Source organism: Streptomyces minutiscleroticus (genome assembly GCF_014650875.1).
Lineage (GTDB): Bacteria > Actinomycetota > Actinomycetes > Streptomycetales > Streptomycetaceae > Streptomyces > Streptomyces minutiscleroticus.
Genome location: NZ_BMVU01000020.1, coordinates 25,022 through 36,788 on the forward strand (window position 1 = coordinate 25,022; position 11,767 = coordinate 36,788).

Genomic DNA, 11,767 nt, shown 5'->3' on the forward strand with positions numbered 1-11,767 from the left:
CCGCGGGGTCCGGCGGGACGCCCGGCGCGTGCCGCGGCTCAGCCGGCCCTGCGGTGCTGGAAGGGGTGGAGCAGGTCCGCGAGGTGCCACGGGTGGCGCCGCCCGCCCGTGGGTGCCAGGGCCGCCGCGGGCTCCTCCGCCGCGGGTTCCGGGGCGGCGGCCTCCTGGAGGGCGGGTCCGCCGGCCGCGGGCGGCGGGCCGGCCGGCCGCCCCTCGGCCGCCGGCTTCCCGGCCGCCGAGTACGCCCGGTGCAGGTGGTCCAGCGCCGAGGACACCTGGCCGGCCCGCATGATGCGGACGAGGCTGCCGTCGCAGTTCGCGCAGGACGGCCTGGTCAGCGGCGACGGCACCGCCCGGCCGTCCGCCACGTACGTCACCACCTCGACGCCGTCGGCGTCGAGGTGGTGCTCTATCGCGTACGACTGCTCCCAGCCGTGCCCGCAGCGCATGCAGGCGAAGGAGTACGACTCGTGGACGACCGCTGCGGCGGTGCCGCGCCGGCCGGTCTGCTGCCCGGTGTGCTGCCCTGTGCTCTCGCTCATACCGGCTCCTCTTGTCCGCTGGACAAGCGCTCGTGCGGCGGCAGCGGAGGTCCCGTGGGGAGGACCGGGAACGCCCCTGCCGGAAGGCCGGGGACGGAGGTGTCCCCGCTCTCCAGTGGACGCCTCTTCCGTCGCGGGCGCACCGGGTCTGCCGACTGTTGGAACCGTCTTGGCCGTTCCTTGCCGGACGGCCCGCTCACCCCGCCCCGGCTTTGCCTCCCACCGTAGTCCTTTGCCCCCTCATGGGGCGGTTCGAGCCGCGTTCTTTGCCGCCACGACGGCATCGAACACCTCGCGCTTGGGCAGCCCGGCCTCGGCCGCGACGGCGGCGATCGCCTCCTTGCGCCGCTCCCCCGCCTCCTCGCGCACCCGCACCCGGCGCACCAGTTCGTCCGCGTCCAGGGCCTCGGGGGCCCGCTCGGGCGCGCCCTCGACGACGACGGTGATCTCGCCGCGCACCCCCTCGGCGGCCCACCGCGCCAGCTCCTCCAGCGGGCCGCGCCTGACCTCCTCGTAGGTCTTGGTCAGCTCGCGGCAGACGGCGGCGCGGCGGCCGGCGCCGAACACCTCGGCCATGGCGGCGAGGGTGTCGTCGAGCCGGTGCGGCGCCTCGAAGTAGACGAGGGTCCGCCGCTCGCCGGCCACCTCCCGCAGCCGGGAGAGCCGCTCCCCCGCCTTGCGCGGCAGGAAGCCCTCGAAGCAGAACCGGTCCACGGGCAGCCCGGACAGGGCCAGCGCGGTCAGCACGGCGGACGGCCCGGGCACGGCCGTGACCTTGATCTCCCGCTCCACGGCCGCCGCCACCAGCCGGTAGCCGGGGTCGGACACGGACGGCATCCCCGCGTCGGTCACCAGCAGCACCCGGGCGCCGCCCGCCAGCGCCTCGACCAGCTCGGGCGTGCGCGCGGACTCGTTGCCCTCGAAGTACGACACGATCCGCCCGGCGGGCGTCACGCCGAGGGCCTGCGCGAGTCTGCGCAGTCTGCGGGTGTCCTCCGCGGCGACGACGTCCGCGCTCGCCAGTTCCTGCGCCAGCCGGGGCGGCGCGTCGGCGACGTCGCCGATGGGAGTACCTGCCAGTACGAGGGTTCCTGTCACGTTTCCATCCTCGCAGGGGCGGAGCACGGGACTGGCACAGGTCGGTTCCCTACGATGGCGCGGTGACCAGTACCGCGTCCTCCACGGACATCCGGCAGGACCAGGACCTCGACGAGCGGCAGCCGTCGTGGCAGCGGCGGCTGCGCCGCTTCGGCTACACGGCCCCGCCCAGAAGCGACGTCCGCGAACGCCTGGTGCCCGGCCACACCGCTCCCGGTACGCGCCTGTGGGCGGCGTTCGGGGTGGCCCCGTCCGCCGCCGGCCGCCTGGTGCGCTGGTCGGCGTGGGGCGGCCCGCTGCTCGTCACGCTGCTGGCGGGACTGACGCGGTTCTGGAACCTGGGCAGCCCCAAGGCGGTGATATTCGACGAGACGTACTACGCCAAGGACGCCTGGGCGCTGATCCACCGCGGGTTCGAGGTCAACTGGGCCAAGGACGCCAACGACCTGATCCTGCGGAACAACGGCGACGTCCCGATCCCGACCGACGCCGCGTACGTCGTCCACCCGCCGGTCGGCAAGTACGTCATCGGCCTCGGCGAGTGGCTGTTCGGGTTCACCCCGTTCGGCTGGCGGTTCATGACCGCGCTGCTCGGCACGGTGTCCGTGCTCATGCTGTGCCGCATCGGCCGCCGGCTGTTCCGCTCGACGTTCCTGGGGTGCCTGGCGGGCGCGCTGATGGCGGTCGACGGGCTGCACTTCGTGATGAGCCGCACCGCGCTGCTCGACCAGGTGCTGATGTTCTTCGTGCTGGCCGCCTTCGGCTGCCTGCTGATCGACCGGGACCGGGCGCGCGCCCGGCTCGCGGCGGCGCTGCCGCCCGACGAGGAGGGGCGCGTCCGCCCGGACGCGCACGTCGCGCAGACCCTCCGCCTGGGGTGGCGCCCCTGGCGCTGGGCGGCCGGCCTCATGCTGGGCCTGGCGTTCGCCACCAAGTGGAACGGCCTGTACATCATGGTCGCGTTCTGCCTGATGACGGTGGTGTGGGACGTCGGCGCGCGGCGCGTCGCGGGCGCCCCGCGGCCGTACGCGGCGGTCCTGCGCCGCGACGTGCTCCCCGCCTTCGTCTCCACCGTCCCGGTGGCGCTCGCCACCTACCTCGTCTCGTGGACCGGCTGGATCCTCTCCCCCGCCGACGGCACCGGCGGCTACTACCGCGACTGGGCCGCGAACGACGGCCGGGGCGGCCACTGGACCTTCCTGCCGGACTGGCTGCGCAGCCTGTGGCACTACGAGAACGAGGTCTACAAGTTCCACGTCGGCCTCTCCTCGCCGCACACCTACCAGTCCAACCCGTGGAGCTGGATCGTCGACGGCCGCCCGGTCTCGTACTTCTACGAGTCCCCGCTGCCCGGCAGGGACGGCTGCCCCGCCGACGCCGGCGAGAAGTGCGCCCGCGAGGTCCTGGCGATCGGCACCCCGCTGCTGTGGTGGGCGGCCGCCTTCGCGCTCCTGTACGTGCTGTGGCGCTGGCTGTTCCGCCGCGACTGGCGCGCGGGCGCGATCGCCTGCGGCGTCGCGGCCGGCTACCTCCCCTGGTTCATGTACCAGGAGCGGACGATCTTCTTCTTCTACGCGGTCGTCTTCCTGCCGTTCCTGTGCCTGGCGGTGGCCATGATGATCGGCGCGATCCTCGGCCCGCCCGGCTCCACCGAACGCCGCCGCGTCGCGGGCGCGGCCACCGCGGGCGTCCTGGTCCTCCTGATCACCTGGAACTTCATCTACTTCTGGCCGATCTACACCGGCCAGGCCATCCCGATCGACAGCTGGCGGTCGCGGATGTGGCTGGACACATGGGTGTAGCCGAACGGCCCGGTCGGACGCACGGCGACGGCGCGGCGCGATGCCGCGCCGTCGCCGTTTCCGCGGAAGGCGCCGTGGCCTAACGATTCGGGGAACAAGCGCCCCACCGTTCACCCCCTGCACATACAGTGCACTGCACAGGTATTTTCTTGAACGCGTTCAAGAAAGTGCGTCGGCAGGGGGAACGGGGAGGGGAGCGCGGGATGCGCAAGGGGGTCAAGGGCGCCATCGTGGGCGGGGTGTTCGCCGCCATGGTGGGGACCGCGGGGTACGGGGCGTACAACATCGTGAGCGCCGTCGACGGGGGTGGGTCGGCCGGCCCCGCGCCGGTGCGGACGGGTCCGCCGACCAGTGCCGAGATCAAGGAGACCAGCGAGAAGTTCCTCGCCGCCTGGGCCGCGGGCGAGGCCGGCACGGCCGCCGGGTACACCAACGACGCGGAGCGGGCCCGGCAGCTGCTGACCGGGTACGGCGAGGACGCGCACGTGACCGAGGCGCGCATCACGCCCGGCAGACCGGTCGGCGCGACCGTCCCGTACGAGGTGTCGGCGACCGTGTCGTACGAGGGGGCGAGCAAGCCGCTGAAGTACGACGGCGAGCTGACCGTCGTGCGCGGGGAGACCACCGGGAAGGCGCTGGTCGACTGGCGGCCGGGCGTGGTGTACCCCGGCCTGGAGGAGGGCGACACCCTCGTCACCGGTGAGGCGGCGAGCCCGCCCGTCGAAGCCGTCGACCGGAACGGGACCGTGCTGACGAAGGAGAAGTACCCCTCCCTCGGGCCGGTCCTGGACCAGCTGCGCGAGAAGTACGGCGACAAGGCGGGCGGCACGCCCGGCATCGAGCTGGCGGTGCGGTCCGCGGACGAGAACACCGCCGACCGGACGCTGCTGACGCTGCGGAAGGGCAAGGCCGGCAAGGTGCGCACGACGCTCAGCGCGGGCGTGCAGGCGGCCGCCGAGCAGGCCGTGCGGCAGTACGCGGAGTCGTCCGTGGTGGCCGTGAAGCCCAGCACCGGAGAGGTGCTCGCGGTGGCCAACCACCGGGAGGACGGGTTCAACGCCGCCTTCCTCGGCAAGGTGGCGCCCGGCTCCACCATGAAGATCGTCTCGGCGGCCACGCTCATCGACCACGGCATCACCGAGGCCACGGGCCCCGCGCCCTGCCCGGACACGGCCGTCTGGCAGAGCCGGACCTTCCACAACCTCACCGGCATGGCCCCGCAGGAGAACGCCACGCTCTCCGACAGCTTCGCGCGCTCCTGCAACACCGCGTTCGTGAAGTACGCGGACGAGGTGGAGGTGGACTCCCTGACCAGGGAGGCGCAGGACCGCTTCGGGATCGGCCGGGACGACTGGAAGACCGGCGTCCCCTCGTTCGACGGCGCGGTCCCGGCCTCCGGCGGCCCGAACACCGCGGCCAACATGATCGGGCAGGGCGAGGTGCAGATGAACCCGCTGAACATGGCCTCCGTCACCGCGACCGCCATGACCGGCGCCTTCCGGCAGCCGGTGATCGTGCCGCGGAGCCTCGACGGCCGGGAACTGGCCACCGCCCAGGGCCTGCCCCCGGGCACGGTCGCCCAGCTGCGGCAGATGATGAACCGCACCGCGACCAGCGGCACCGCGGCCGCCGCGATGTCCGGCCTGACCGGCAGCATCGGCGCCAAGACCGGCTCGGCCGAGGTCGACGGGCAGGAGCAGTCGAACAGCTGGTTCACCGGCTACCGCGACGACGTCGCGGCCGCGGCCATGACGGAGAGGGGCGGCCACGGCGGCGACGCGGCCGGCCCGATCGTGGCGGCGGTCCTGCGCGCCGGTGGCTGAGGGTGGCTGATCGGCGCACGGGGGCGCAACAGGCGCACAGGCCGGGACTCTAGGCTGGTGCCCCTCGTTCCCCTGGTGGAACGGGGGTCCCGGGCAGAGCAGCGGAGGAACTGGAGCCGTGGGCAAGAGAAGGCGCGTCGCCGAGCGACGGAAGACGAGACCGGCCGTGATCGGCGGGGTGATCGCCGTGGCCGTCGGCGGCGCGGGACTCGGCGCCTACGCCCTGTTCGGCGGCGGTGCGGGCGCCGAGGACGGCAAGGCGGTGGCCACGGTGCCGACGGGGCCGCTGACGGCGGCCGAGGTGCGGTCGGCGGCGACGGAGTTCCTCACCGCCTGGCAGGCCGGCAAGGTCACGCGGGCGGCGGCCGCCACGGACGACGCGGCGGCCGCGCGCACCCTGCTCACCGGCTACGTCAAGGACGCGCACATCGAGGACGTCACGCTCACGCCGGGCAAGCGGTCCGGCGCCAAGGTGCCGTTCTCGGTCAGGGCCACGGTGGCGTACGAGAAGCTGAGCAAGCCCCTCGCGTACGACAGCGAACTGACCGTCGTGCGGCGGGCCGAGGACGGCGAGCCGGTGGTGCGGTGGCACTCCTCCGTGGTCCACCCGGACCTGGCGGACGGCGACCGGCTGGTGACCGGCGAGGCGGGGACGCCCCCTGTCAAGGCGCTGGACCGGGACGGCGGCGAGCTGACCGCGAAGAAGTACCCCTCCCTGGGCACGGTCCTGGACGGGCTGCGCGAGAAGTACGGCGACAAGGCCGGCGGCACGGCGGGCGTCGAACTGCGCGTGATCCGCGCCGACCCGGCCGGGAAGTCCGGCTCGGACGACAAGGGGAACAGCACCAGGAGCGACGCCGAGGACGTCCCCGACAAGACCCTGCTGGAGCTGAGCGAGGGCACGCCGGGGGAGCTGAGGACCACGCTCAGCCCGGACCTGCAGGCCGCCGCCGAGGAGCAGGTGGCCAAGAAGGACCAGGCATCCGTGGTCGTCGTGCGCCCCTCCACGGGCGAGATCCTGGCCGTCGCCAACTCCTCGCACGGCTTCAACGTGGCCTTCCAGGGCTCCCTGGCGCCCGGCTCGACGATGAAGGTCGTGACGTCGTCGCTGCTCATCGAGAAGGGGCTGGCGTCGGCGGAGAAGAAGCACCCGTGCCCCAAGTACTCCTCGTACGGCGGCTGGAAGTTCCAGAACGACGACAAGTTCGAGATCAAGGGCGGCACGTTCAAGGCGAGCTTCGCGCGGTCCTGCAACACGGCCTTCATCAGCCAGGCGAAGAAGCTGGACGACGACGACCTGACCGAGCAGGCCCAGCAGGTCTTCGGGCTCGGCATGGACAACTGGTCCGTCGGCGTGCCGACCTTCGACGGCTCCGTGCCGGTGCAGTCGGACGCGCCGAAGGCCGCCTCGCTGATCGGCCAGGGCGGGGTGCGGATGAACCCGCTGAACATGGCGTCGGTCGCCGCGACCGTGAAGGCGGGCGCCTTCCACCAGCCCTACCTGGTGGCCCCGTCGGTGGACGGCCGCACGCTGGCGACGGCGTCGCGGACGATGTCCTCGGGCACCCTCGCGCAGCTGCGCGAGCTGATGCGGTACACGGCGCAGGCCGGCACCGCCGCCGAGGCGATGTCCGGGCTCGGCCCCGACTACGGCGCGAAGACGGGCTCCGCCGAGGTCGACAACCAGAAGAAGCCGAACGGCTGGTTCACCGCCTGGCGCGGCGACCTGGCCGCGGCGGGCGTGGTCCAGAAGGGCGGCCACGGCGGCGAGACGGCGGGCCCGATCGTGGCGGCGCTGCTGCGCATGGGGGGCTGAGCGCCCGGCGTCCGGCGCCCGCCCCGGCCGGCGCCGGCGGGCGCCGGCGGGCGCCGGCGGGCGCCGACCGGATGCGGCGGGCGCCGGCGGGCGCCGGCGGGCGCCGACCGGATGCGGCGGGCGTCGGCGCGGCCCTGGCGACCGGCCCGGCCGCCGCGGCGTAACACCGTGCTCGACGGTCCGGGCGGGCCGGACTCCGCCGGGCCGGCCGGTCACCGCTCCCGGGTCCCCGGGGTCTCCAGCACCGTCCGCACCGCCCGGACCAGCGCCTGGGCGCGGGGGTCCGCCGTGACGGTCGGCTGGAAGCCGTTGGTGACGTAGCCGAAGGCCACCCCCGCCTCGGGGTCGGCGAAGCCGAGGGCGCCGCCGCGGCCCGGGTGGCCGAAGGACGCCGGGGACAGCAGCGGGGAGGCCGGGCCGTGCAGCATGTGGCCGAGGCCGAAGCGGGTGTTCACCACCAGGACGCGGTCGGGTCCGGCGGACTGCTCGGTGCGCGCCAGCCGTACCGTCCCGGGGGTGAACAGCGGGCCGACGCGGGGCCCTGCGGCGTCGTCCGCCCTGTCGACCTCGCCGATCAGCGCGGCGTAGAAGCGGGCCAGGCCGTCGGCGGTCGCGATGCCGTTGGAGGCGGGCAGGACGGCAGCCCGGTACGCCGGGTCGTTCTCGTCGGGCGACGGGGTGATCGCGCCGAAGGCCCGCCGGGTCAGGCTCTCCGGGTCCGCGTACGCCTCGGCCACCGCCCGCTTCGGACGGGTGCGCAGGCCGCCCTCCGCGGGCGGCGCCTGGACCGGGCCGACCCGGCCGACGCGGTGCGCCTCGGCGGGCGGCAGCCCCACCCACAGGTCGAGCCCGGCGGGCGCGGCGATCTCCGCGGCGATCCACTCCCCGACGGACCGTCCGGTCACGCGCCGCACCAGCTCGCCCACCAGCCAGCTGTAGGTCTGGGCGTGGTAGCCGTGGTCCGTGCCGGGCTCCCAGGCCGGTGCCTGCGCGGCCACCGCCGCGGCCCCGCGCTCCGGGTCGGCCGCCTCCTCGGGGGTCAGCGGGCGGTCCAGGGCCGGGACCCCAGCGCGGTGGGCCAGCAGGTCCCGCACCCGCGCGCGGTCCTTGCCCGCGGCCTTGAACTCCGGCCAGTACTCCCCCACGGGCGCGTTGGGGTCCAGCAGGCCGCGCTGGTGCAGCAGGAGCGGGACGGCGGCGGCGACGCCCTTGGTCGCCGAGCGCACGATCTGCGCGGTGCCGCGCTCCCAGGGGCCGGTCCCGTCCACGTCGCGGGTGCCGCCCCACAGGTCGACGACCTTGCGCCCGTCGCGGTACACGACGACGGCGGCGCCCCGTTCGCCGCGCGCGGCGAAGTTGCGCGCGAACGCGTCCCCGACCGGCTCGAAGCCCTCCGCCACCGCGCCGTTCACGTCCACGCCCGCACCCACGTCCGTACTCCCGCTTCGCTCGTCCGCCGTTCGCACCCGCCACGCGCCGCGCCCCGTACGTCGTGCGCCGCGCGTCGTGCCGTCGGGTGCAACAGCCACCCGTCGCCGGCGATTCCTCGTCCCGACGGCCGGCGGGGTGCGGGAGGGCCGGTCAGGGCCGCGTCGGCACCGAGCGCGGGTCGAAGCCGAAGGGCAGCTCCAGGCGGTGGGCGCGCATCAGCGTCTCGTCGGAGAGCAGGTCGCCGGTCGCGCCGTCCGCCGCGATCACGCCCTCGCTGAGGATCACCGAGCGCGGGCACAGCTCCAGCGCGTACGGCAGGTCGTGGGTGACCATGAGCACGGTGACGTCCAGCGAGCGCAGGATGTCGGCGAGCTCGCGGCGCGAGGCGGGGTCGAGGTTGGAGGAGGGCTCGTCCAGGACGAGGATCTCCGGCTCCGTGGCGAGGACGGTGGCCACGGCCACCCGGCGGCGCTGGCCGAAGGAGAGGTGGTGCGGCGGCCGGTCGGCGAAGTCGGCCATGCCGACCCGTTCGAGCGCCGTGCGCACCCGGTCCTCCAGCTCGGGCCCCCGCAGCCCGGCCGCCGCGGGCCCGAACGCCACGTCCTCGCGCACGGTCGGCATGAACAGCTGGTCGTCCGGGTCCTGGAAGACGATGCCGACGCGGCGGCGGATCTCGGCCATGTGCTGTCTGCCGACCGGCAGCCCGGCGACCGTCACCGTGCCGGCGCCGCCGGTCAGGATGCCGTTGAGGTGCAGGACGAGCGTGGTCTTGCCCGCGCCGTTGGGGCCGAGCAGCGCCACGCGCTCACCGCGCTCGATGCGCAGGTCCACGCCGAAGAGGGCCTGGTGTCCGTCGGGATAGGCGAAGGCGAGGCCACAGACCTCCAGGGAAGCAGTCACAGCGTCCATCCCAGCAGACACACGGCGAGGGCCGCCACGGGGAGGGCCAGGGCGTACGTCCACTGCGCCCGGGAGGCGGCCACCTCGTCGACGACCGGCATCGATCCCGCGTAGCCGCGGCTGACCATGGCGAGGTGGACCCGCTCGCCGCGCTCGTAGGAGCGGATGAAGAGGGCGCCCGCGGACTTGGCGAGCACGCCCCAGTGGCGTACGCCGCGCGCCTCGAAGCCGCGCGACTCGCGGGCGATCCTCATCCGGCGCATCTCGTCGGTGATGACGTCGCCGTAGCGGATCATGAAGGAGGCGATCTGCACGAGCAGCGGCGGCAGCTTCAGCCGCTGCAGGCCGAGGAGCAGGGCCCGCAGTTCGGTGGTGGCGGCGAGCAGCACGGAGGCGGCGACGCCGAGGGTGCCCTTGGCCAGCACGTTCCAGGCACCCCACAGACCGTTGACGCTCAGGGACAGGCCGAGCACGTCGACGCGCCCGCCGCCCGCGACGAACGGCATGAGCACCGCGAAGGCCACGAACGGCACCTCGATGAGCAGCCGCTTCAGCAGGAAGCCGGCCGGGATCCGGGCCGCGTGCGCCACGACCGCCAGCAGGACGGCGTACAGCCCGAACGCCCACGCCGCCTCGCGCGGCGTCGAGACGACGACCAGCACGAAGGCGAAGGCGGCGGCGAGCTTGGTGTGCGGCGGCAGGGCGTGCACGGGCGAGTGGCCGTGCCGGTAGAGCCGGTGGGCGTGGCCCGCACCCATGGGTCAGACGCCTTCGGGCACGGAGGAGGCGGAGGAGTCGGCCGAGCGCCGGCGGCGGACGGCCCAGAAGACCGCGCTGCCCGCGACGACGGTGACGCCGACGCCGATCACGCCCGCGAGGCCGCCGGAGAGCCGGGCGTCGCCGACGTCCCTGACGCCGTAGTCGGCGAGCGGGGAGTCGGCGGTGGCGTGCTCCTTCGTCTTCTCGTCGATGCCCTGGTCGGCGGCGACCTTCTCCAGGCCGTCGGGGTTCGCGGAGGCGTAGAAGCTGACGACGCCGGCGAGGACGAGCGAGGTGGCCAGGCCGGCGACCCAGACGCCGCGGCGGGAGACGCGGGCGGCGGCCGGGGCGGGCTCGGGCCGGGCGGCCGGGGCGTCCACGAGTTCGCCGTTCACCCGCAGCTTCAGCGGCCGCTCCAGGCCGCGGGCGCCGTACACGAGGTCGGGCCGTACGGCGATCACGGCGCCGACCGTGAGCGCGGTGATCACGGCCTCGCCGATGCCGATGAGGACGTGCACACCGATCATCGCGGTGGCGACCTTGCCGATCGCGACGTCCGTCGTGCCGCCGATCGCGTAGATCAGCGTGAAGGCGAGGGCCGCGGCGGGCACGGAGACCAGGGCGGCGACGAAGGAGGCGGCCGTGACGGAGCGGCGCCCGCGCGGCAGCACCCTCACCAGGCCGCGGAAGAGCGCGTACGCGACGACGGTCGTGACGATCGCCATGTCGGTGATGTTCACGCCGAGCGCGGTGAGGCCGCCGTCGGCGAAGAGGACGCCCTGCATCAGCAGCACGACGGAGACGCACAGGACGCCGGTGTACGGCCCGACGAGGATCGCGGCGAGCGCGCCGCCGAGCAGGTGTCCGCTGGTCCCGGCGGCGACCGGGAAGTTCAGCATCTGCACGGCGAAGATGAACGCGGCGACGAGGCCGGCGAGCGGGGCCGCCCGCTCGCTCCCGAGCTCGCGGCGGGCGCCGCGCAGGCTCACGGCGACGGCGCCGGCGGCGACCGCCCCGGTGGCTATGGAGACGGGGGCGTCGATGAATCCGTCAGGTACATGCACCTGACGATGATAGTCCCCTATTGCGAACTACTTGCAAGAGCACCGTGACGGCGGAATGGCCGGGAGCCGACAGCGCGGAAATGACCACAATGTGCGACATTGAAGCCAACGGATCTCACTGTTCACAGTGTCTGGTTCACGTACCGCAGCCGGGGAGCCGTCCGATGAGCGCCGTCGAGCACGTCGTCGAGCAGTACGCACACGCCCGTGTGGTCACGGACGTCCGGGACGACGAGCGGCTGGTCCCGGTCGTCCTGCGCTACGACGCGGCCGCCGACCCGCGCTCCGTGCGGATCGGCCTGCCCGGCGCCCTGCCCGGCGCCCACGAGTGGACCTTCGCCCGCGACCTGCTGGAGCGGGGGCTGCGCGCCCCGGCCGACGACGGCGACGTCCGCGTCTGGCCGTGCGGCCGGGCGCAGGCGGTACTGGAACTGCGCTCACCGCGCGGGGTGGCCGTCGTCCAGTGCGACACCAGGGCCCTGGTCCGCTTCCTGGGCCGCACGTACGCGACGGCGCCGGTCGGGAGCTGAGC

At 74.4% G+C, this 11,767-nt stretch carries 10 protein-coding genes; 4 read left to right on the top strand and 6 right to left on the bottom strand.

All coding sequences use genetic code 11. The features are described from left to right. Window positions 1–38: 38 nt before the first annotated feature. Together IE271_RS20215 and rsmI are read right to left on the bottom strand one after the other, a co-directional pair. A complete protein-coding gene (locus IE271_RS20215) occupies window positions 39–542 on the bottom strand; it encodes a hypothetical protein (RefSeq protein WP_190191768.1) in 504 nt (167 codons plus the stop codon). A 240-nt stretch (window positions 543–782) separates the two neighbouring features. Then, window positions 783–1,640, bottom strand: coding sequence for a 16S rRNA (cytidine(1402)-2'-O)-methyltransferase (rsmI, locus tag IE271_RS20220; RefSeq protein WP_190191769.1), 858 nt, complete (start codon window positions 1,638–1,640; stop codon window positions 783–785). Between the two features lie 62 nt (window positions 1,641–1,702). Between rsmI and IE271_RS20225 the strand changes: the two genes are divergently transcribed. The 3 genes from IE271_RS20225 to IE271_RS20235 all read left to right on the top strand — a co-directional run bounded on the left by IE271_RS20225 (window position 1,703) and on the right by IE271_RS20235 (window position 7,081). Next, window positions 1,703–3,442, top strand: coding sequence for a dolichyl-phosphate-mannose--protein mannosyltransferase (locus IE271_RS20225; RefSeq protein WP_190191770.1), 1,740 nt, complete (start codon window positions 1,703–1,705; stop codon window positions 3,440–3,442). Between the two features lie 203 nt (window positions 3,443–3,645). After that, complete coding sequence (locus IE271_RS20230) at window positions 3,646–5,265, top strand: penicillin-binding transpeptidase domain-containing protein (RefSeq protein WP_190191771.1); 1,620 nt, start codon at window positions 3,646–3,648, stop codon at window positions 5,263–5,265. Window positions 5,266–5,383: 118 nt separating this feature from the next. After that, complete coding sequence (locus IE271_RS20235) at window positions 5,384–7,081, top strand: penicillin-binding transpeptidase domain-containing protein (protein ID WP_190191772.1); 1,698 nt, start codon at window positions 5,384–5,386, stop codon at window positions 7,079–7,081. Window positions 7,082–7,293: 212 nt separating this feature from the next. On the opposite strand, the gene IE271_RS20240 is transcribed toward IE271_RS20235, so the two are convergent. The 4 genes from IE271_RS20240 to IE271_RS20255 all read right to left on the bottom strand — a co-directional run bounded on the left by IE271_RS20240 (window position 7,294) and on the right by IE271_RS20255 (window position 11,235). Then, on the bottom strand, window positions 7,294–8,499 hold the full coding sequence (locus IE271_RS20240) for a serine hydrolase domain-containing protein (protein ID WP_190191859.1): 1,206 nt from the start codon (window positions 8,497–8,499) through the stop codon (window positions 7,294–7,296). A 163-nt stretch (window positions 8,500–8,662) separates the two neighbouring features. Beyond that, window positions 8,663–9,421 (bottom strand): energy-coupling factor ABC transporter ATP-binding protein, encoded by a 759-nt coding sequence (locus IE271_RS20245; protein WP_190191773.1) that lies wholly within the window; start codon window positions 9,419–9,421, stop codon window positions 8,663–8,665. Further along, the gene (cbiQ, locus tag IE271_RS20250; protein WP_190191774.1) at window positions 9,409–10,170 is read right to left on the bottom strand and encodes a cobalt ECF transporter T component CbiQ; all 762 of its coding nucleotides are present in this window, start codon (window positions 10,168–10,170) and stop codon (window positions 9,409–9,411) included. The genes IE271_RS20245 and cbiQ overlap by 13 nt, the downstream gene beginning before the upstream one ends. Window positions 10,171–10,173: 3 nt before the next feature. After that, complete coding sequence (locus tag IE271_RS20255; RefSeq protein WP_190191775.1) at window positions 10,174–11,235, bottom strand: energy-coupling factor ABC transporter permease; 1,062 nt, start codon at window positions 11,233–11,235, stop codon at window positions 10,174–10,176. Between the two features lie 164 nt (window positions 11,236–11,399). Between IE271_RS20255 and IE271_RS20260 the strand changes: the two genes are divergently transcribed. Continuing rightward, window positions 11,400–11,765 (top strand): SsgA family sporulation/cell division regulator, encoded by a 366-nt coding sequence (locus tag IE271_RS20260; RefSeq protein WP_190191776.1) that lies wholly within the window; start codon window positions 11,400–11,402, stop codon window positions 11,763–11,765. The last annotated feature ends 2 nt before the right edge of the window (window positions 11,766–11,767 follow it).

Bases quoted from the DNA above. Each gene is read 5' to 3' on its own strand.
- IE271_RS20215 (WP_190191768.1), bottom strand. From the start codon at position 542: ATGAGCGAGAGCACAGGGCAGCACACCGGGCAGCAGACCGGCCGGCGC.
- IE271_RS20230 (WP_190191771.1), top strand. From the start codon at position 3,646: ATGCGCAAGGGGGTCAAGGGCGCCATCGTGGGCGGGGTGTTCGCCGCC.
- IE271_RS20245 (WP_190191773.1), bottom strand. From the start codon at position 9,421: ATGGACGCTGTGACTGCTTCCCTGGAGGTCTGTGGCCTCGCCTTCGCC.
- cbiQ (WP_190191774.1), bottom strand. From the start codon at position 10,170: ATGGGTGCGGGCCACGCCCACCGGCTCTACCGGCACGGCCACTCGCCC.
- IE271_RS20260 (WP_190191776.1), top strand. From the start codon at position 11,400: ATGAGCGCCGTCGAGCACGTCGTCGAGCAGTACGCACACGCCCGTGTG.